This window comes from Neobacillus sp. S1227 (assembly GCF_055385255.1).
In genome coordinates this window covers 4896474-4918124 of record NZ_AP038276.1, presented here as the reverse complement: position 1 = coordinate 4918124, position 21651 = coordinate 4896474, and the positions used below count along the sequence as shown (strand labels likewise).

Sequence of the window (21651 nt, the reverse complement as noted above, 5' to 3'; positions counted from 1 at the left end):
GGAGAAAACATGACTTTAACTAAAAGAATTATACCCTGCTTGGACGTGAAGGACGGGCGGGTAGTAAAGGGAATTCAATTTGTCCAGCTGCGCGACGCCGGCGATCCGGTAGAACTGGCGCGGATTTACGATGAGCAAGGGGCAGATGAACTTGTGTTTCTTGATATCTCGGCTTCCGTTGAAGGACGGAAGACAATGGTTGAGGTCGTTAAGGCAGTTGCCTCCGAATTGGCCATTCCTTTTACGGTCGGAGGCGGCATCAATTCATTGGAAGATATGAAAAAAATTCTTCGTGCCGGGGCGGACAAGGTTTCCTTGAATACTGCGGCGGTCCAGAATCCGGAACTTATTCGCGAAGGGGCAGACTTCTTCGGTTCCCAGTGTATCGTTGTGGCCATCGATGCAAAATATGATTCCGAGATCGGGACTTGGCGGGTATACACACATGGCGGCCGCAGGCCAACTGAAAAGAAGGTAATCGATTGGGTGAGGGAAGCAGCGGAGCTTGGCGCCGGAGAAGTTTTACTGACCAGCATGGACAGCGATGGCGAGAAAAACGGCTTTGACCTTTCTCTTACGAAGGCGGTCAGTGAAGCCGTTACAATTCCGGTCATTGCCTCAGGCGGTGCCTGGAACGCGGAGCACTTTGCTGAAGCCTTTTTGGAGGGTAAAGCCGATGCAGCACTTGCCGCATCCATTTTTCATTACAAGGAAACTTCTGTACAAGAGGTTAAAAGCAATTTGCGCGAGAAGGGACTAGCCGTACGTTAAGTACGCCGTTCCTGGCCATTTTTTTAAAAAATAAGTTTGATTTCAAAGAAGGAAGTGACGGTCCGATGAATCCGGACACTATCAAATTTGACGAAAAGGGATTAGTCCCTGCTATTATTCAGGATGCAGAAACATTAGAAGTTTTGACGCTTGCTTATATGAATAAAGAGTCAGTTGCGAAAACATTGGAAACAGGTGAAACCTGGTTCTACAGCCGCTCCCGCCAGGAATTGTGGCATAAAGGTGCAACGAGCGGCAACACCCAGTCTGTCGTCAACATCAAATACGATTGCGACCAGGATGCCATTCTTGTACAGGTGAATCCGAAAGGACCTGCCTGTCATACAGGAGCGGTCAGCTGCTTTGCTGGGGAAGAGGTTGCGGATCGTAAATCCAGCCTAGGGGAATATCAAATTTTACAAACCCTTGAAAAGGTTATATTGGACCGCGAACGGGAGCGGCCAGAAGGTGCCTATACTACATACCTTTTTGAAAAAGGTGTCGACAAGATTTTGAAAAAGGTCGGTGAGGAAGCTGCTGAAGTTATTATTGCAGCCAAAAACCGCGATCATGGAGAACTAAAATGGGAAGCAGCCGATCTTCTTTACCACCTGCAGGTATTGTTGGTGGAACAAGGCCTTCCATTTAAAGAAGTATTACGTACATTAGAAGAAAGACACAAAGACCGGTCCTGATTTGGACCGGTTTTTTCTATTCAAAATTACCTGTTTTGGGAATTACTCGCCGAAATCAAACATTTACTCGCCAAAAACATCAATTTACTCGCCGCCTTCCCATTTTTTCATCCCCGGAAATTTTTCCATTCCACCCAATGTCCTAAATCCTTCTCGTACAAGACTCAATTGTGTTATACTACATTAGTTATGAAAGGATGATGGATGACTGCATGAGTAAAGACGCAAAAGCAAGAATGCAAAAGGGGAAAATACTTTCATTTGTTCCTACGGGGGAATATTATTTCAAGAAAGGAATCAAGGCATACCATCGCCGCGATTTTTTTAAAGCGAAAAAATATCTAGGACGGGCGCTGCAGCTTGAGCCGGGCGAACCGATGATTGCGTGCCAACTGGCCATTGTGTCGACTGAACTTGGCGAGTTTGAAGATTCCAACCGACTCCTGCATCTCATCCTTGAAGATCTTGACCATGAAATGGTGGAGTGCCACTACTTCTTAGCAAATAATTATGCCCATTTGGGATTTTTTAAAGATGCATATCACCATGCCAACCTGTATATGGAATTGGATGCAGGTGGAGATTTTTCAGAGGATGCGGAGGAATTACTTGAACTTCTGGCATTGGAATCCGATGATTTGGCTGATGAATTCTTTCATCAGGATGACCTGATCGTTAAACAGGAGCAGGCTCGCGAGCTGCTCGAATCAGGTTATTTCCCAAAAGCAATTGAGCTATTAAAGGAAGTCATCAAGGAATACCCGGAATACTGGTCTGCTTACAATAACCTTGCGCTTGCTTATTTTTATTTAGGCAAAGGGGAGAAGGCGGACGCCATCTTAAATGATGTTTTGAAAAAAAACCCTGGGAATCTGCACGCGCTATGTAATAAAATGATATTTGCCCATTATCAAGGGCGTATCAAATATGTCAATGAGTTATTCGATAGCTTGAAAAAAATTCAGCCGATCTTAAGCGAGCACCAATTTAAGCTTGGAACCTCTTTCGCACTTGTAGGTGAATATGAGCACGCATATTTGTGGCTGAAAAAATTATATAAAAATGGCTTTGATGGGGATGGCCCGTTTTATTATTGGCTAGCTTATTCGGCATATTTCACTGGCAGAGAAACTTTCGCCCTAAACGTTTGGAAAAAGCTGCTTGAAATTAATCCGGACAAAGAAGGCCAGGAACCTTGGAATGCCGATGAGGAGGCCCGCACAAACGGATTTGAGGATCATTCCGGGTCGATTTTTCAAAAGCTTGAAAGCGACTATGTCGAGGAACGGCTATTTGCTCTTTTCCTGACCACTGTTTCGGATAAAAAGGATGAAATTATCACCTCAAAGCGCCTTTTTCAAAACCAGAAATTTACGGCGCTGGAGAAGGAATACATCTCGTTAATCCGTTCGGGCAGGCCCTCTCGAACGGCCGATGCGCAGGAAGTCGCTGAGCTGTTTTATGAAAACCATCAGCCGATTGGGACAATTGAGGCCGGTCTGTATTTAATGTGGTTTTCCGTTTTTGTGGAGATGTTTAAAGCTAATATGCAATTGAAAAATAAAAGCGCCTGGGCGGGTGCAGTCGAGTACGTATGGCACAGGCTGCGCAGTGAAAAAGTGTCCCAGCAGGAAATTGCACAACGTTACGGAACCTCATCGGCAACAATCGGAAAATACGTAAAGCTAGTTAATGAGCTTCTAAATTAAAATCATCTCAAAGCTCCAAAATGAGCAGATTTTTGGACTATAAATCAATTGTTTAATACGATTAAGTTGGGAATGCTAAACTTAATCGTTTTTTTTTATACTATCTAGCTGCAGCGCCTAGCCCCTCGAGGTCATAAGACAATCCGTCAAGAAGGTTAAAAAGCAACCTTCTCGCCGGCTTGTCTTATGCTTGGCTACAGAAAGCTACCGCTTTCTGTACGCATTAAGGGGACTAATCCCTTGCTTCGCAATCGATAAGTCTCCCTATATCGGGGCTGGTCAAGGCGCTTCCGCTTTTAAATAAGGAGTGAAAACGACCATGACTGAAGAAAAAATTTATGATGTCATCATTGCTGGGGCGGGTCCTGCCGGGATGACAGCTGCTGTATATACATCACGTGCAAATCTATCAACCCTCATGATTGAACGGGGCATGCCGGGCGGCCAGATGGCCAATACTGAGGACGTCGAAAACTATCCGGGTTTTGAAAGTATTTTAGGTCCGGATTTATCAACGAAAATGTTTGAGCATGCAAAGAAGTTCGGTGCAGAATATGCTTATGGTGACATTAAGGAAGTTATTGATCATGGTGATTATAAACTGGTCAAAGCCGGATCAAAGGAGTATAAAGCATACTCTGTCATCATTACAACAGGTGCAGAGTATAAAAAAGTTGGAGTACCAGGCGAAAAAGAGCTTGGCGGCCGTGGGGTTTCCTATTGTGCGGTCTGTGACGGAGCATTTTTCAAAAATAGAGAGCTTTTTGTCATCGGCGGCGGGGATTCCGCTGTTGAAGAGGGTGTGTACTTAACTCGATTTGCATCGAAGGTTACCATCGTGCATCGCCGTGACCAGCTTCGTGCACAGAAAATTCTTCAAGACCGCGCCTTTGCCAATGAAAAGGTCGATTTTATATGGAATCATACCATTAAATCGATTAATGATAAGGACGGCAAGGTTGGCAGTGTAACATTGGTGTCAACAGTGGATGGTACGGAACAAACCCTGCCTGCAGATGGCGTGTTCATCTATATCGGAATGGTGCCGCTGTCCAAACCATTTGAAAGCCTGGGTATTACAAACGAGAACGGCTACATTGAAACAAACGAAAAAATGGAAACAAAAGTGCCAGGGATTTTCGCGGCAGGAGATATCCGCGAAAAAACACTCCGTCAGATTGTAACGGCGACAGGCGATGGCAGTATTGCCGCCCAATCAGCCCAGCACTATGTGGAAGAATTGAAAGAGGAAATGAAACTTAAGAAATAATTAAAAAGTTTCCCAACATTTTTTACAAAAGTTAACTCTGTTTTAATTCAACTGTAACAGTAGTGAAATAAAAATATAGTATGATTATGGAAATTGACCCCCTTTAAAAATATATACCTTTTCTGCACAGGTCCAGCAGCCTGTGCTCTTTTTTTGTGTTTAGCAAGAAATACATACTAATAAAAGTCCCTAAAAGGGAACTTGCCCTAATTGTAATATTTTCAAGGGGGCATTTGCGGAAATATCAATTTTCATTTGATTGTGAGCGGGTTATAAAAATAGTATAATGAGAAGAATATATGAGGTTGTTATCTTAAGATATTTTGCAAAACGTGTTTATATAAAGAGGGTGAAATGTTGTGCAGCGGGTCACCAATTGTGTGTTAATTAGAGAAAATAAGGTATTGTTGCTGCAAAAACCGCGGCGCGGCTGGTGGGTGGCACCGGGCGGGAAAATGGAGCCGGGCGAGTCAGTCAGGGACTCCTGTATTCGGGAATACCGCGAAGAAACAGGCGTATATTTAAAGAATCCCCAGCTAAAAGGAATATTTACGATGATTATGATGGAGGGAGACCAGCTTCTGTCGGAGTGGATGATGTTCACCTTTGTAGCCCATGATTCCGACGGTTTAGACCTAAATGAGTCGGAAGAAGGCAAGCTTGAATGGCAGCCTTTTGACCAAATAAAAGGACTGCCGATGGCAGCTGGAGACTACCACATCATCGATTATATGATTCACGGCAAGGGATTGATTTACGGTACTTTTACTTATACAAAAGACTTTAAGCTGATTAGTTACCGATTAGATCCAGGTTAATTCGAAATAGGGGGAATCAAAATGAGTACCGGTTCGACAAGCGATATCCAAATGGTCATTATTACCGGCATGTCCGGTGCAGGGAAAACAGTCGCTATCCAAAGCTTTGAGGATTTAGGATTCTTCTGTGTCGATAATCTGCCTCCTACCTTACTGCCGAAATTCCTAGAACTTATGAAGGAGTCTGGGAATAAAATGAATAAAGTTGCTCTTGTCATGGACCTGAGGGGACGGGAGTTTTTTGACCACCTTTTTAAAGCGTTGGATGATAATCTTGCGGAAACCTCTTGGGTTACACCGCAGATATTATTTCTTGATGCGGAGGATGCCACATTGGTCCGCCGTTATAAGGAAACAAGACGGTCTCATCCGCTCGCGAAATCAGGGTCGCCTCTTGAAGGAATTACCCTTGAACGGGAGCTCCTTGAGGAGTTAAAAGGCAGGGCTCAAATAATTTACAACACTTCCCAGATGAAACCACGGGAATTACGTGAGAAGATATTAACGGAGTTTACGGCAAATAAACAATTAATTTTTACAGTTAACGTTATGTCGTTCGGTTTTAAACACGGCATTCCCATTGATGCCGACCTTGTTTTTGATGTGCGCTTTTTGCCCAATCCGCATTATATTGAGCATATGCGCCCAAAAACAGGACTCGACGAAGATGTCTCCAGCTATGTCTTAAAATGGAACGAAACACAGAAATTTTTGGAAAAAGTAACCGACCTTTTGAGTTTCATGCTTCCTCATTACAAAAGAGAAGGCAAGGCCCAATTGGTGATTGCGATTGGATGTACGGGCGGCCAGCATCGTTCTGTGGCGCTTGCTGAATACATTGGCCGATTTTTCCAAAAGGATTATAAAACGATTGTTTCTCACCGTGACATTGAGAGGAGAAAGGAAAAGACAACATGAAAGAATTTTGGCATCCTAGAATTGTCGTCATCGGCGGCGGCACAGGGTTACCTGTTTTGCTTAGAGGCTTAAAGCAGTATCCTGTTGATATTACCGCTATTGTCACCGTCGCAGACGATGGCGGCAGTTCAGGCAGAATCCGTGAGGACCTGCATGTTCCTCCGCCGGGTGATGTCCGTAATGTTTTGGTGGCACTCTCTGATGTGGAGCCTCTCGTCGAGGAAATGTTCCAGCACCGGTTTAAGACGTCAAACGAATTATCCGGCCATTCGCTTGGCAACCTGATTATTGCTGCGATGACCTCGATAACCGGTAATTTTGTTCATGCGATTCAGGAAATGAGCAAGGTTTTGAACGTAAGGGGAAAAGTGCTTCCTGCTGCCAATCAAAGTGTTGTGCTGCATGCGGAAATGGAGGACGGCACGATTGTTTCAGGAGAATCGAAAATTCCGTACTCCGGTAAAAAGATTAACCGGGTATTTTTGACCCCAAAGCAAATTAGGCCGCTTCCGGAAACGATTCAGGCCATCCGACAAGCTGACCTTATTATTCTTGGACCGGGCAGTTTATATACGAGTCTATTGCCCAATCTGCTTGTTCCGCGGCTAGGCGGTGAGGTGTGCAGATCGCATGCCAAAAAGGTTTACATTTGCAATTTGATGACGCAGGCCGGCGAAACGCATGGCTACACTGCCAGCGATCATGTGAAAGCCATTTATGATCATACGAGCAGCGCCTGTATCGATACGATACTCGTGAATAATGAAGAAATTCCGCAGGATGTTCAGCTTCGCTATAATGAGGAGTTGGCCCATCCGGTCCTCTACGATGTGGACCGGTTAACCGAGCTTGGGCTTGAGACGGTTTATGCCGACATTGCCTATCTTGAAAACGGAGCGCTAAGGCATGACCCGAAGAAGGTCGCCAAAATTTTATATAATTTGTTAATAAATGAAACCAAAAGACGTTATGAAGCGTAAATAAGTTAATATTATTTAAAATGTTTATTTGCATGTTCTTTTTGAGCTGATAAAAAAGTATAAACTTTCTGCCCTTAGGGGCTTGCCAATCGGCGAGTTTTCTTTAAAAAATTACTTTCAAAAAAGAATATTTATGTTAGTGTTGGTCATAAGGAGGTGAGGGAATGTCTTTCGCTTCGGAAACGAAAAAGGAATTAACGAACTTGGAAGTGAAATCCTGCTGCAGCCGCTCTGAGCTTTCGGCGCTGATCCGCATGAACGGTTCCCTTTCCTTTTCAAATCGAAAAATCATTGTCGATATTCAAACCGAAAATGCCGCGATTGCCAGAAGAATTTATACCTTGATTAAAATGAATTACCAGGTTCAGGTCGAACTGCTCGTCCGAAAAAAAATGCGCCTGAAAAAGAATAATGTTTACATCGTGCGCTTGGCAGAGCAGGCCAAAGAAATTCTCGAGGATACGAAAATCCTAGGTGAGGGTTTTACCTTTATCCATAATATCTCGCCTGACCTGATCGCAAAGAAGTGTTGTAAGCGTTCTTATCTGCGTGGTGCGTTTTTGGCCGGAGGTTCCGTTAATAATCCGGAAACATCCTCCTATCACTTGGAAATTGCTTCACTATATAAGGAGCATAATGATTCCTTATGTGAATTGATGAATACATTTGATTTGAATAGCAAAACGCTTGAGCGTAAAAAAGGCTACATTACGTACTTAAAAGAGGCTGAAAAGATAACCGAGTTTTTAAATATTATTGGCGCGCATAACGCCCTGCTCCGCTTTGAGGATGTCCGGATTGTCAGGGACATGCGTAATTCCGTTAACCGCTTGGTAAACTGTGAAACCGCTAATCTTAATAAAACCATTGGTGCCTCCATAAGGCAGGTCGAAAATATCCGGTTCATTGATCAAACGGTAGGCCTGCAGATTTTACCTGATAAATTGCGGGAAATAGCCGAGCTTCGGTTAAATTATACAGATGTTACCTTAAAGGAACTGGGTGAAATGGTTTCCGGAGGGTCTATAAGCAAATCCGGTATCAATCATCGCCTGCGTAAGATTGATGAAATTGCCGAAAGGCTGCGGGCCGGAGAAATGCCGTCAGTAAAGTAGATATAATTTTAAAATAGTTTGTTAGTGAATGAGCATTCATTTAATAATATATTGGGATAATGAGGAGGAATTCGAAATGTTGGTAAAAGAAGTAGAAGTTAAATTAAGAACAGGTTTACAAGCGCGTCCTGCTGCCCTATTTGTACAGGAGGCGAACCGCTTTTCGGCAGATATTTTTTTAGAGAAAGACGGCAAGAAAGTAAATGCCAAAAGTATTATGGGCTTAATGAGCCTAGCTGTCGGTTCCGGCGTTGTCATTAATATTATTGCTGACGGCTCTGATGAAGAAACCGCCATTAATACATTATCAGAATTTATTCAGAAGGATCATTAAGAAAAAAAGCTGGCTCACACTCGAGACCAGCTTTTTTTGCATGTAAAAAAGCAATCGGCATGCCCGCCGATTGCCCGTTACAAGTATTATTTTTCTTTCTTATCAAGAATATTTCGTGTAATGATGTTGTCGATTAAACCATATTCTTTCGCTCTTTCAGCAGTCATGAAGTTGTCGCGGTCGGTATCTTGGCGAAGTACTTCAATTGGCTGGCCGGTGCGCTCAGCTAAAATGCCGTTAAGTTTTTCGCGAAGGAATAAAATGCGCTTAGCAGCAATTTCAATTTCAGTTGCTTGGCCTTGAGCTCCGCCCAGCGGCTGGTGAATCATTACTTCAGCGTTTGGTAATGCAAAGCGCTTGCCCTTTTCCCCTGCAGCAAGTAAGAAGGCGCCCATTGACGCTGCCATACCGATACAAACAGTGGATACATTTGGTTTGATATACTGCATCGTATCATAAATGGCCATTCCAGCGGTAATACTTCCGCCCGGGCTGTTAATGTAAAGAGTAATATCCTTTTCAGGATTTTCCGCTTCAAGGAACAACAATTGCGCCACAATGCTGTTGGCAACATTATCATCAATTGCGCTGCCAAGCATGATAATCCGGTCCTTTAACAGACGGGAATAAATATCGTATGCCCGTTCGCCGCGATTCGTTTGTTCAATGACTGTAGGAATCAAATTCATTTTTCTTCCTCCTCTGATTAAAAAATATAAAAGCTTATGTATTGTTATCATACACTGATGGTCAATAAAGGTCAAACAATTCATCTCGAAAAATGTTCGACAACTTTCCCTTATTCAGCATAACCAATCGCGAGCGGTTTTAAAACAATTTTTTAGCTTTGGAGGAATGATCAAGTCATTAAAAAATTGTAATAGCTCTTGCCAAAATAGAAATAATGGAATATAATATGTAAGTCGCTAATAAATTTGCCCTCGTGGTGCAACGGATAGCACGTAAGATTCCGGTTCTTAAAATGTGGGTTCGATTCCTGCCGAGGGCGTAATAAGGTCAAAATCACTACGTTAGTAAAACGTAGTGATTTTTTTATGCCCATTTTCCTTAGTGCTCCTAATAAAATTACCATGCGTTACAAGGAATCATTTAAGCCCAGATTAATAACTTTGTATATTGTTATTTGTGAATTTTTGTAATCTTTGAAAATTGCTGAAGGAAATCCATTAAAAAGTGACTAATAATATTAAATATAGATTTTATCTTTCAATCATTCTTCTACTGGCTGGCACATTATGAATTTCTTTGTGGAAAGGTATTTTTTATTTACAGCGCAAGGCTGGGGAGGGATTTTTATTATGAAAATAAAAAAAACTTTGTCTTATTTTAAGCTGCCATATGATAACGAAAGAAGACACTTTTTATCTGGACTATTTTTTGGAATACTTTCCTTTTTAACCTATCTTCTATTTAGAAAAGAAGATGGGATCAATGGACATTTGGCGGGCACTGTTAAATCAGTAAATGGTGTAATACCTGATGCGAGCGGAAATGTTATGGTTGAAGGTGCAGCAGGCAGCGTGATGGATTATCTAACTATTGACCGGTCTTTAGAGGGCGGCACAATTGACAAAGATAATTACAATAGACTACTTGCCCTTGTCAATGATGTTAAAGCGCAAAAAAAAGGACTATACATTCCTAATGGAAAATATTATGTTTCTAAAAACCTAGTTATTGATGGAATTCAAAATGTTAGAATAGATGGCGAAATTATCATGGCAAAAGGGAAAGTAATGGAATTGGTTTATGATAGCCGATCCACAGATAGTCTCAATTGGTTGGTTAACAAAGTAACAGGTAAACTTAGATTAAGCGGCATAAAAAATGGGTGGATTAAGGTTCTTGAAGCAACGGAATTGGAACTCTATGCAAATGGTAACGACATCAAACGCGATAGTATTGCATACTCCCAATTTGTATTAGGTACAATTGACAAACTGACCTTAGCTTCTGAGGGGTCTGATATTGGCTGGATTAATGAAAATAACTTCTTTGGAGGAAGAATAGCTAACATTATTATTGATGGTAATTATATGCATAATAACAATACATTTATCCGTCCATTCATAGAGAGTGCAAATATTAGGATTAACCATGGTTCGAGTAACAAATTTATGGATGTTCGTTTTGAAGGTAAAAACAGTGTCTTTTTCAGTAACAAAACTCATTCTAATATTATTATCCAACAATGGGCTAACTTGCCCCGTTCTGGCTATGAAAATATAGAAGCAGAAGTAACAGACAATGGGACAAATAATGTTTATATTCACGATATATTAAATATTAAGGAAAGATTGAATTTGTTCTTGCTTAATAATAAAACAAAAGTATTTAATGGGGTAGCAGAAAATGGAGCGAAGTTTGAAGCTGGATTAGATAGATTAACCGTTAATGCTTGGAAAAAGGTGTTTGAAACAGAGTTAATTCCTGTGGTTAACGGCAGTATGTTTCACCTCAAGTCAGATGCTGAAAATTGGCGGCCAGAAATCACTGTCTATGATGCTAAAAATAAACCTATTACAAAATCCGAAGCGGAATATATCAATATCGCCGGTTTCAATTGGAATAAAGATGGATATTATTATGCCGATTCGAATGTGGCAAAAGCAATGGGTGTAGTTGCACACCCTATGGTTAAATATATTAAGATAAAAATTTCTTCTGGAGATTCAGTAAAACCATTCCGTTTTATCTCGTTATATATGATGATTGATAAAGTAAAGGAAGTTGATTTGCACGCAAAAGCAGGGATGAGTTCTTACCCAATTTCTTTATCATCTGCTCCCACTTCGGGATTTGCTTCAGAGGGTCAGCTTATTAGTAAGAAGACTGGTGGAATATGGACTTGTACAAAAAGCTTAAAAAGAAAGTTGGCAAAGACTGCCTTAAAAGGGGCAACTTCTATTACGGTTAATGATCCAGAATCTATTGCCAATGGAGACATCGTCGGAATTCTATTAGACAATGGAGAAACACATTGGACTACGGTTTCTGGATTGCAGGGTTCAAAGTTTTCCATTACACCTTTACCATCTCAATCAAGTATTGGAAAGCGCATTGTGTTTAACACTTGGGTTTAATGACTGCAAAATATCTGGGTAAGATTCCGGTCATAGAAGCCTCCTGTTCTTTTACGACAGGAGGCTTTTATTTTTTATTACCATCCTCTATCCCCCGCAAATCCTTCTAACCAACTAATTCCCATTCACGAATTCACCACTTTCATGTAAAATAAAACAGAAGGGGGGAAATTTATGAATTTTAAGACAGGTTTATGGCAGCAACAAACATTAAAATTGACCATGACGCAGGAACTATCACAGGCGATTGCCTTACTACAGTATTCTGCGCAGGAATTGACAGCATTTTTAGAAAATAAAGCACTTGAAAATCCCCTAGTACAAATCGAAAATGCGAATGTGCGACCGATGAATCCGCTGCTTGACCGGAACCGGCGCAAACATCAAAAGACGGAAAAGGATTGGATCGAGCAGATTGGCACTAAGCCATACTCGGTTGAGGAACAATTAATCTCACAATTAAATATAAAAAGGCTGCCGGCAGAGGAGTTAAAAGCAATTCGCTATTTAATTCAGAATCTCGATGAAAACGGTTACTTCACCGGTGATTTAAATGAAGTTGCTGCAACATTAAAAATTCCGATGGATATAGCAGAAGATGCCTTGGCTGTTCTACAGACTCTGGAACCAGCAGGAATTGGGGCCCGAAACCTTCAGGAATGCCTGCATATCCAGGTAGACTATCTCTTGCCGCACAACGAGCTTGCTAAAAAGATTATATCTGATCACTTTGTGCCGTTTGCCGAAAAGAAATGGAAGCAAATTGCGAAGGAACTACAGGTAACGTTAAAAGAGATTCAAGATGTTTTTGACGAAATCCAATTCCTGAACCCAAAGCCGGGAGCCCTACTGGGAATAGAAGCAGCTTCTTACATTATTCCTGATGTGATTATCGAACAATCACAAGAAGGGTTAATCGTCCGGATGTTTGACGACCCCATTCCGAAAATTAGTTTTAATGATAAATATTTTCATAAATTTAAGGACCAGGATCAGCAGGTCAGCAAATTTATACATGAGAAAGTTCAAGATTATCAGTGGATTTTAAAAAGCATTGAACAGCGAAGGGAAACGCTGACAAGGGTTGTTACCAAGATTGTCGAAAAGCAGCCTGCTTTTTTCCAAAAGGGTCCGCAATATTTGGCACCGATGACGATGAAGGAAATTGCCTCCGAGTTGGATGTTCATGAATCGACTGTCAGCCGTGCGGTTCGGGAAAAATATGTGCAAACTCCGATCGGGACATTTCCGTTGAAGTCATTTTTCTCGAGTACTATTCAAACCGTATCTGAGGAAGAGTCGACCTCTTCGACACAGGTAAAGAATGCTATTAGCAAACTTATTGAAAAAGAAAACAAAGAAAAGCCGCTATCTGATCAGGATATCGCGGAACAATTAAAGGTCTTAGAGGGCATCGTCGTCTCCAGAAGAACGATCGCCAAATATCGTGACCAACTTGGCATCCCGTCTTCTTCAAAGAGGAAGAGGTTTAATTAATTTTTATGTATTGGCACCCGCTCAGATGGATAATCAGTGGAATCGAGTCGCCAATTAGGTTCATTGGAGCCCGAACAGGCGAAAAATCTGCTGGACCGGTAGCCAATAAGGAATATTGGAGCCCGAACTGACGAAAAATCTGACGGATCGGTCGTCAATAAGGGTTATTGGAGCCCGAACAGGCGAAAAATCTGACGGATCGGTCGTCAATAAGGGATATTGGAGCCCGAACAGGCGAAAAATCTGTTGGACCGGTAGCCAATAAGGGATATTGGAGCCAGAAAAGGCGAAAAATCTGCTGGACCGGTAGCCAATAAGGGATATTGGAACCCGAACAGGTGGAAAATCTGACGGACCGGTAGCCAATAAGGGTTATTGGAGCCTGAACAGGCGAAAAATTGGAGCAACCAGTCGGCAATATGGGCCATTGGCGCCCGAAACATGAAAAATCCAGAACAACCCGGTCGCCAATACCCCAAATAAAAGGGAGGAACCAAAACCGTGCCGCAAACAACCATTACCCTATACACAAGAAACGGCTGCCCTCTATGTGATAAGGCCAAAGTTGCCCTGCTCGAACTGAAGGAGGAATATAAATTTTCTTTGGAAGAGATCGATATTGAGCAGGATGATGAGCTCCATGAGCGTTACGGGCTGATGATCCCGGTTGTCCACATTGATGGGGAAGAAGCTGCCTATGGTTTTATTGACAAATATGAAATAAGTAATCGTTTGCAAGGAAAATCCTAAGTTTAATTAGTTGAATTAAGTTTTCACTCCTGCTACAATAAAAAACGTAGTAAGGGTGATTTTTTTTTGGTGGTTGCGGGACATAATATGTCTATGGTGGACATTTTTTGACCAACTGCATATAATAAAGGAGTATGAAAACATGCAGTCATTCATCGATATGACAAAAAGATTATTGCCCGATTTTCTTCCGGTCCTGCAAAAACGTCATTCCATCCTAAGATACATAGGAATGATGCAGCCTGTAGGCAGGAGGAGTTTAGCAACAAGCCTTGGACTGACCGAAAGAATCCTTCGTAGTGAAGTAGAATTCCTCAAAGAGCAAAATCTTATTTATACAAACAATGTGGGAATGAGTTTAACTCTTGAAGGGAAAAATCTGCTTGAGGATTTAAACGGGTTTATGCGTGAATTGAAGGGTATCGACGTCATGGAGCTGGAACTAAAGCATCAGCTTGGTATTAAAAAAGTTATTATCGTTCCAGGAGACAACGACGAATCCCCAATGGTCAAAAGCGAGCTTGGCAAGGCATCTGCTGCCTGCATGAAAAAGCTTTTTCAAGGGGAAAATATCATCGCTGTTACAGGCGGTTCAACGATGGCGGCAGTAGCGGAATGGCTCTCACCTGTCACCTCTGGCAAGGATTTGTTATTTGTGCCGGCACGGGGCGGGGTTGGTGAGGATGTTCAAAATCAAGCCAACACGATTTGCTCCAATATGGCGCAAAACACCCATTCTAGACACCGCGTCTTTTATGTTCCCGATCAGGTCAGTACGGAAATATATGACTCCTTGATTAAGGAACCTGGCATCCACGAAGTTCTTGAATTAATCCGCTCAGCCAACATGGTTCTCCATGGAATTGGGGATGCTATGACGATGGCCGAACGGCGGAAGACAAATCCTGATATATTGGAAAAGCTGGAAAGTGGTAAAGCTGCCGGCGAGGCTTTCGGCTATTATTTTAGCGAAGCGGGCGAGATTGTTCACAAAGTGGTCACCATTGGGCTCCAGCTAGAGGATTTGGCAAAGATTCAAAACGTGATTGCGGTCGCTGGCGGAGCGTCAAAGGCGAAAGCAATCCGGGCTTATATGAAGCAGGCACCGCCATCCACCATATTAATTACGGATGAAGGAGCCGCACTCAAATTATTAAACCAGTAATAGTTAAACAAAAGGATTATTCCTTTTAAAAAATAAAAACCCTGCCCATTTAAAGGAGGAAATTAACATGACAGTAAAAGTTGGTATTAATGGTTTTGGACGTATCGGTCGTAACGTATTCCGTGCGGCATTAAACAATAGCGAAGTTGAAATCGTAGCAATCAATGACTTAACAGATGCAAATATGCTTGCTCATCTTTTAAAATATGACACTGTTCACGGAACACTTGCAGAAGATGTAACTGTTGATGGTGAATACCTAGTTGTCGGCGGCCGCAAAGTGAAAGTTCTTGCTGAGCGCGACCCTGCACAGCTTGGCTGGGGCGGCCTTGGTGTAGAAGTAGTTGTAGAATCCACTGGCCGTTTCACAAAGCGTGAAGATGCTGCGAAACACCTTGAAGCAGGCGCAAAGAAAGTTATCATTTCTGCTCCAGCAACTAACGAAGATATCACAATCGTTATGGGTGTTAACGAAGACAAATACGATGCAGCTAACCACCATGTACTTTCAAATGCATCTTGTACTACAAACTGCTTAGCTCCATTTGCTAAAGTATTAAATGATACTTTCGGAATCAAACGCGGTATGATGACTACTGTTCACTCATATACTAACGACCAGCAAATCCTAGACTTGCCGCATAAGGACTACCGCCGTGCACGTGCAGCAGCTGAAAACATGATCCCAACTTCAACTGGCGCAGCAAAAGCCGTTGCGTTAGTTTTACCAGAACTAAAAGGCAAATTAAACGGTATGGCTATGCGCGTGCCAACTCCAAATGTTTCAGTTGTTGACCTTGTTGCTGAATTAGAAAAAGACGTTACAGTGGAAGAAGTAAACGCAGCATTAAAAGCAGCTGCTGAGGGTTCATTAAAAGGCATCCTTGCTTACAGTGAACTTCCGTTAGTATCTAGCGACTACAATGGCGTAACTGCTTCTTCTACAATTGATGCCCTTTCTACAATGGTTATGGAAGGCAACATGGTGAAAGTATTATCTTGGTACGATAACGAAGTCGGCTACTCTAACCGCGTTGTTGACCTAGTAGATTACATCGCTAAAAAAGGACTTTAATTCTTTTTCTGAATCCCGTTGGATAGGAATGGAATTTTTACCGCAAACTATTTATAATGATTAATGGTATTCCAAGGGGAGTGGGTGATGGGAGCCCCTCTCCTTTTTTACTGTGTTTTACAGGGGTTTTTTCAAAAGCCATACATAAGGAGGTCCTTTTTCGATGAACAAAAAGTCAGTAAAAGATGTTGATGTGAAGGGTAAACGCGTATTTTGCCGGGTGGATTTCAACGTTCCAATGCAGGATGGAAAAATTACCGACGAAACGCGAATTCGTGCAGCTTTGCCAACGATTCAATATTTAATTGAGCAGGGTGCAAAAGTAATTCTAGCGAGCCATTTAGGCCGTCCAAAGGGCAAAGTGGTTGAGGAAATGCGCTTAACACCGGTAGCAGTTCGTCTGTCAGAACTGCTTGGAAAAGAAGTAAAGAAAGCAGATGAAGGCTACGGGGATTCCGTTAAAGCGTTAATCGACACCATGAATGAAGGCGACGTTTTATTGCTTGAAAATGTCCGCTTCTATCCTGGTGAAGAAAAGAATGACGCTGAACTTGCGAAGTCATTTGCAGAGCTTGCCGATGTTTATGTTAATGATGCATTTGGTGCTGCCCACCGTGCTCATGCTTCAACTGAAGGAATCGCGCATCATCTGCCAGCGGTATCTGGCTTTTTAATGCAAAAAGAGCTTGATGTACTTGGCAAGGCGTTATCCAATCCAGAGCGCCCCTTCACAGCGATTATTGGCGGGGCAAAGGTAAAGGACAAAATTGGTGTTATTGAAAATCTATTAGAATTAGTCGACAACTTAATCATCGGCGGCGGTCTTGCTTATACATTTGTGAAGGCACAGGGACATGAAATCGGTAAGTCGTTGCTTGAAGAGGACAAAATTGACTTAGCTAAATCCTTTATGGAAAAAGCAAAGGCGAAGGGCGTTAACTTCTATATGCCGGTTGATGCGGTAGTTGCTGATGAATTCTCGGCCGATGCCAATACCAAAGTGGTGCCGATCGAAGAGATTCCTGGTGATTGGGAAGCACTTGATATCGGACCAAAAACAGCGGAAATTTACCGCGATGTCATTCAAAAATCTAAGCTTGTCATTTGGAACGGGCCAATGGGTGTTTTTGAAATCGATAAGTTTGCTGGCGGCACGAAAGCCGTTGCTCAAGCTTTGGCAGATGCTGAAGGTACCTATTCCGTTATCGGAGGCGGCGATTCCGCAGCGGCTGTTGAAAAATTTGGCCTTGCTGATAAAATGAGCCACATTTCCACAGGCGGCGGCGCTTCATTGGAGTTTATGGAAGGAAAAGCACTTCCAGGTGTTGTGGCGTTGAACGATAAATAATTTTATCTACAAATTTCAGATGGATTTCTACAAAATTTTAGCTGATATCTAGATTTTTTAGAATATATCTACAAATTTTGGACTGATATCTACATTTCAATTTTTTTTACCACAGAAAGGGATGTTCCAGCATGCGTAAACCAATTATTGCAGGTAACTGGAAAATGCACAAAACACTTTCCGAAGCGAAGAGCTTTGCGGAAGAAGTAAAAGGCCTTGTGCCTGCTGCTGACAAGGTGGATTCTGTTATCTGTGCACCGGCGTTATTTTTACAAAGCCTTGTGGAAACTGCCCAAGGCAGCGAAGTGAAAATCGGTGCTCAAAATATGCATTTCGAAGAAAAGGGTGCATTTACAGGTGAGATCAGCCCTGTTGCACTTGCTGACTTAGGCGTTCAATATGTCATTATCGGTCATTCTGAGCGCCGTGAAATGTTCAATGAAACAGATGAATCAGTAAACAAGAAGGTTCTTGCTGCATTTAAACACGGCCTAACACCAATCGTTTGCTGCGGTGAAACATTAGAGCAACGGGAAAACGGTGAGACGATGAACCTTGTTGGTTCCCAAATAGAAAAAGCTCTTACAGGATTAACTGCGGATCAAGTAAAACAATCGGTGATTGCCTACGAACCTATTTGGGCAATCGGAACTGGGAAATCTTCGACTGCTGCAGATGCGAATGAAGTATGCGCGCATATCCGCCAAGTTGTTGCTAAGCAGTTTTCCGAAGATGTGGCAGCGGCTATCCGTATTCAATACGGCGGCAGCGTGAAGCCAGAAAACATTAAAGAATACATGGGACAACCTGATATTGATGGTGCCCTTGTTGGCGGCGCAAGCCTAGAACCACAGTCATTTTTGCAATTACTAGAGGGTGGTAAATATGAGTAAAGCCCCTGTTGCCCTCATCATTCTTGACGGCTTCGGCTGCCGGGATGAGCATAAAGGTAATGCGGTCTACCATGCGAAAAAGCCAAATTTTGACCGCTATTGGGAAACATACCCCCATAACCATTTAACCGCGAGCGGTGAAGCTGTCGGCTTACCTGAGGGGCAGATGGGTAACTCAGAAGTCGGTCACCTGAATATCGGTGCTGGCCGGATTGTTTACCAAAGCTTAACTCGTGTGAACATCGCTATCCGTGAAGGTGAATTTGAAAAAAATGAAACCTTCCTTGGTGCAATGGAGCACGCGAAGAAAAATGGCACAGCTTTGCATCTGTTTGGCCTTCTGTCAGATGGCGGGGTGCACAGCCATATTAATCATATGTTTGCCCTTTTAAAATTGGCCAAGGAAGAAGGCGTGGAAAAAGTATATATTCACGCATTCCTTGACGGACGCGACGTCGGCCCACAAACAGCGAAAACATATATTAAAGAAACAATGGAAAAAATGAAAGAGATTGGTGTCGGCGAATTCGCCACCATTTCCGGACGTTATTATTCCATGGATCGTGACAAGCGTTGGGAGCGGGTTGAAAAATCTTACAGGGCAATGGTGTATGGAGAAGGTCCTTCTTACAAGAGTCCACAAGAGGTTGTAGAGGACTCTTACTCTCACGGAATCTATGATGAATTCGTCCTGCCATCGGTCATCGTCAAGGAAGACGGTCAGCCTGTTGCAACCATCCAGGACAACGATGCCGTTATTTTTTATAACTTCCGTCCGGACCGGGCCATCCAGATTTCGAATACATTTACAAACGAAGACTTCCGTTCGTTTGACCGCGGACCGAAGCATCCGAAACACTTATACTTCGTTTGTTTAACGCACTTCAGCGAGTCAGTCGACGGCTACGTTGCCTTTAAGCCAACAAACTTGGACAACACGTTAGGTGAAGTATTGTCGCAAAATAATTTGAAACAACTCCGCATTGCAGAAACGGAAAAATATCCGCATGTTACGTTCTTTATGAGCGGTGGACGCGAGGATAAATTCCCTGGCGAGGAGCGGATATTGATCAACTCGCCACAGGTACCGACTTATGACCTGCAGCCGGAAATGAGTGCCTACGAAGTAACTGATGCACTTTTAAAAGAAATCGAAGCAGATAAGTTCGATGCTATTCTCTTAAACTTTGCCAATCCTGATATGGTCGGCCACTCCGGGAAGCTTGAGCCAACCGTCAAGGCGATCGAGGCAGTGGATGAGTGCTTAGGAAGAATTGTTGATGCAATTCTTGCAAAAGGCGGTACAGCGATTATTACAGCCGACCACGGAAACGCTGATGAAGTAGTGACACTTGAAGGCACTCCAATGACGGCGCACACCACTAACCCCGTCCCGGTTATTGTCACAAAGCAGGGTGTTGAGTTGCGTAATGGCGGTATTCTTGGAGACTTGGCGCCAACAATGCTGGATCTCCTGAATGTGAAGCAGCCGGCTGAAATGACTGGAAAATCATTGATTAAGTAAGCGACTCTTTTGATTAGCTAACAGAAAATGTGAAATTCGCTAATAGGACTCCTGAATTCGCTACTAGAATGAAGGTATCCGCTAATAGAACCCGAAAATTCGCCAATAGGGTGTAATTTTTTACCTGAAATTGAAAAGAACTAATTTATAAAATTATTTTTCAAAGGAGAGAATTAAAAATGCCATATATTATTGATGTTTATGCTCGTGAAGTATTAGATTCCCGCGGTAACCCAACAGTAGAAGTTGAAGTTTTCACTGAATCAGGCGCATTTGGCCGTGCTTTGGTACCAAGTGGTGCTTCAACTGGTGAATACGAAGCAGTTGAGCTTCGTGACGGTGACAAGGGCCGCTACCTTGGCAAAGGTGTTCAAAAAGCAGTTGACAACGTAAACGATATTATCGCGCCAATGCTAGTTGAAGAAGGTTACAGTGTGCTTGATCAGGTTTCTGTTGATAAGGCCCTTATCGAGTTAGACGGAACTGACAACAAAGGCAAATTAGGTGCTAACGCAATTCTAGGTGTATCCATGGCAGTGGCTCATGCTGCAGCAAACTACTTAGATATTCCTTTATACCAATACCTTGGCGGCTTCAACTCCAAGCAGCTTCCTGTGCCAATGATGAACATCGTTAACGGCGGTGCTCATGCAGACAATAACGTTGACATTCAGGAGTTTATGGTAATGCCAGTTGGCGCTCCAAGCTTTAAAGAAGCACTTCGCATGGGTGCAGAGATCTTCCATAACCTAAAATCTGTTCTTAAAGGTAAAGGCCTTAACACTGCTGTAGGTGACGAAGGCGGCTTTGCGCCAAACCTTGGTTCTAACGAAGAAGCACTCCAAACGATTATCGAAGCAATCGAAAAAGCTGGCTACAAGCCTGGCGAAGAAGTTATGCTTGCAATGGACGTTGCATCTTCTGAGCTTTACAACAAGGAAGACGGCAAATACCATCTTGATGGCGAAGGCAAAGTTAAGACTTCTGAAGAAATGGTTGCTTGGTATGAAGAGCTTGTTTCTAAATACCCAATCATCTCTATCGAAGACGGTCTTGACGAAAACGACTGGGAAGGCCACAAGCTATTAACTGAGCGCATCGGCGGCAAAGTTCAATTAGTCGGTGACGATTTATTCGTTACAAACACTAAGAAACTTGCAGAAGGAATTGAAAGAGGCATTGCCAACTCTATCCTTATCAAAGTTAACCAAATCGGTACATTAACTGAAACTTTTGATGCTATCGAAATGGCTAAGCGCGCTGGCTACACTGCCGTTATCTCTCACCGTTCTGGTGAAACAGAAGACGCAACAATCGCTGACATTGCTGTTGCAACAAACGCTGGTCAAATCAAGACAGGCGCACCTTCTCGTACAGACCGTGTGGCCAAATACAACCAATTGCTTCGCATTGAAGACCAATTAGGCGAAACTGCACAATATAACGGAATCAAGTCTTTCTACAACTTGAAGAAGTAATTTTTTATAAAATTAGGACCTCCTGCCTTACTTGGCTGGAGGTCCTTTTATTTTGTTTCGTGGGTTACTGTCGGATAAGATATGGTAACTGTGGGATAAATCGCTCTAACTATCGGATAGCATATCGTAACTGTCGGATAAAACCAGTTTACTGTCGAAAAGAAGTTTTTTCACTGTCGCAGCATCCATTTATGAAAAAATTGGAA

Annotated in this window: 19 protein-coding genes and 1 tRNA gene; 19 read left to right on the top strand and 1 reads right to left on the bottom strand. The window is 42.6% G+C overall.

The annotated features are described in order from the left end of the window. Window positions 1-9: 9 nt before the first annotated feature. The 9 genes from hisF (at window position 10) to ACZ5AE_RS24735 (ending at window position 8610) form a co-directional block, all read left to right on the top strand. Window positions 10-771 (top strand): imidazole glycerol phosphate synthase subunit HisF, encoded by a 762-nt coding sequence (hisF, locus tag ACZ5AE_RS24775; RefSeq protein ID WP_464567153.1) that lies wholly within the window; start codon window positions 10-12, stop codon window positions 769-771. A gap of 65 nt (window positions 772-836) precedes the next feature. Continuing rightward, on the top strand, window positions 837-1466 hold the full coding sequence (gene hisIE / locus ACZ5AE_RS24770; RefSeq protein ID WP_464567152.1) for a bifunctional phosphoribosyl-AMP cyclohydrolase/phosphoribosyl-ATP diphosphatase HisIE: 630 nt from the start codon (window positions 837-839) through the stop codon (window positions 1464-1466). 212 nt (window positions 1467-1678) lie between these two features. Continuing rightward, entirely contained in the window at window positions 1679-3175 is a 1497-nt protein-coding gene (locus ACZ5AE_RS24765; RefSeq protein ID WP_464567151.1) for a tetratricopeptide repeat protein, read from the top strand. A gap of 319 nt (window positions 3176-3494) precedes the next feature. Then, window positions 3495-4445: a thioredoxin-disulfide reductase gene (gene trxB / locus ACZ5AE_RS24760; protein ID WP_464567150.1), complete on the top strand. Its 951-nt coding sequence runs from the start codon at window positions 3495-3497 to the stop codon at window positions 4443-4445. A 359-nt stretch (window positions 4446-4804) separates the two neighbouring features. Beyond that, window positions 4805-5263 (top strand): NUDIX domain-containing protein, encoded by a 459-nt coding sequence (locus tag ACZ5AE_RS24755; RefSeq protein ID WP_464567149.1) that lies wholly within the window; start codon window positions 4805-4807, stop codon window positions 5261-5263. A 21-nt stretch (window positions 5264-5284) separates the two neighbouring features. Continuing rightward, window positions 5285-6181: an RNase adapter RapZ gene (gene rapZ, locus ACZ5AE_RS24750; RefSeq protein WP_464567148.1), complete on the top strand. Its 897-nt coding sequence runs from the start codon at window positions 5285-5287 to the stop codon at window positions 6179-6181. Then, a complete protein-coding gene (locus ACZ5AE_RS24745) occupies window positions 6178-7161 on the top strand; it encodes a gluconeogenesis factor YvcK family protein (RefSeq protein ID WP_464567147.1) in 984 nt (327 codons plus the stop codon). Before rapZ ends, ACZ5AE_RS24745 begins: the two co-directional genes overlap by 4 nt. A gap of 164 nt (window positions 7162-7325) precedes the next feature. Then, window positions 7326-8276, top strand: a complete 951-nt coding sequence (gene whiA, locus ACZ5AE_RS24740) for a DNA-binding protein WhiA (RefSeq protein ID WP_464567146.1) — start codon at window positions 7326-7328, stop codon at window positions 8274-8276. Window positions 8277-8352: 76 nt separating this feature from the next. Beyond that, on the top strand, window positions 8353-8610 hold the full coding sequence (locus tag ACZ5AE_RS24735; protein WP_464567145.1) for an HPr family phosphocarrier protein: 258 nt from the start codon (window positions 8353-8355) through the stop codon (window positions 8608-8610). A gap of 86 nt (window positions 8611-8696) precedes the next feature. On the opposite strand, the gene clpP is transcribed toward ACZ5AE_RS24735, so the two are convergent. After that, a complete protein-coding gene (gene clpP / locus ACZ5AE_RS24730; protein ID WP_464567144.1) occupies window positions 8697-9299 on the bottom strand; it encodes an ATP-dependent Clp endopeptidase proteolytic subunit ClpP in 603 nt (200 codons plus the stop codon). A gap of 248 nt (window positions 9300-9547) precedes the next feature. Here clpP and ACZ5AE_RS24725 point away from each other — a divergent pair. The 10 genes from ACZ5AE_RS24725 (at window position 9548) to eno (ending at window position 21445) form a co-directional block, all read left to right on the top strand. Next, a tRNA-Arg gene (locus tag ACZ5AE_RS24725) sits at window positions 9548-9619 on the top strand. A 310-nt stretch (window positions 9620-9929) separates the two neighbouring features. Next, entirely contained in the window at window positions 9930-11714 is a 1785-nt protein-coding gene (locus ACZ5AE_RS24720) for a hypothetical protein (protein WP_464567143.1), read from the top strand. A 174-nt stretch (window positions 11715-11888) separates the two neighbouring features. Beyond that, a complete protein-coding gene (rpoN, locus tag ACZ5AE_RS24715) occupies window positions 11889-13211 on the top strand; it encodes an RNA polymerase factor sigma-54 (protein ID WP_464567142.1) in 1323 nt (440 codons plus the stop codon). 501 nt (window positions 13212-13712) lie between these two features. After that, window positions 13713-13961 carry a glutaredoxin family protein gene (locus tag ACZ5AE_RS24710; protein ID WP_464567141.1) on the top strand — a complete coding sequence of 83 codons (249 nt, stop codon included), beginning with the start codon at window positions 13713-13715 and terminating at the stop codon, window positions 13959-13961. Window positions 13962-14103: 142 nt separating this feature from the next. Continuing rightward, the gene (locus ACZ5AE_RS24705) at window positions 14104-15126 is read left to right on the top strand and encodes a sugar-binding transcriptional regulator (protein ID WP_464567140.1); all 1023 of its coding nucleotides are present in this window, start codon (window positions 14104-14106) and stop codon (window positions 15124-15126) included. A gap of 67 nt (window positions 15127-15193) precedes the next feature. Further along, window positions 15194-16201 carry a type I glyceraldehyde-3-phosphate dehydrogenase gene (gap, locus tag ACZ5AE_RS24700; RefSeq protein WP_464567139.1) on the top strand — a complete coding sequence of 336 codons (1008 nt, stop codon included), beginning with the start codon at window positions 15194-15196 and terminating at the stop codon, window positions 16199-16201. Between the two features lie 163 nt (window positions 16202-16364). Then, the gene (locus tag ACZ5AE_RS24695) at window positions 16365-17549 is read left to right on the top strand and encodes a phosphoglycerate kinase (protein WP_464567138.1); all 1185 of its coding nucleotides are present in this window, start codon (window positions 16365-16367) and stop codon (window positions 17547-17549) included. 131 nt (window positions 17550-17680) lie between these two features. Further along, complete coding sequence (tpiA, locus tag ACZ5AE_RS24690; RefSeq protein WP_464567137.1) at window positions 17681-18442, top strand: triose-phosphate isomerase; 762 nt, start codon at window positions 17681-17683, stop codon at window positions 18440-18442. Further along, the gene (gene gpmI, locus ACZ5AE_RS24685; protein ID WP_464567136.1) at window positions 18435-19967 is read left to right on the top strand and encodes a 2,3-bisphosphoglycerate-independent phosphoglycerate mutase; all 1533 of its coding nucleotides are present in this window, start codon (window positions 18435-18437) and stop codon (window positions 19965-19967) included. The genes tpiA and gpmI overlap by 8 nt, the downstream gene beginning before the upstream one ends. 179 nt (window positions 19968-20146) lie before the next feature. After that, on the top strand, window positions 20147-21445 hold the full coding sequence (eno, locus tag ACZ5AE_RS24680) for a phosphopyruvate hydratase (RefSeq protein WP_464567135.1): 1299 nt from the start codon (window positions 20147-20149) through the stop codon (window positions 21443-21445). Window positions 21446-21651: the final 206 nt, after the last annotated feature.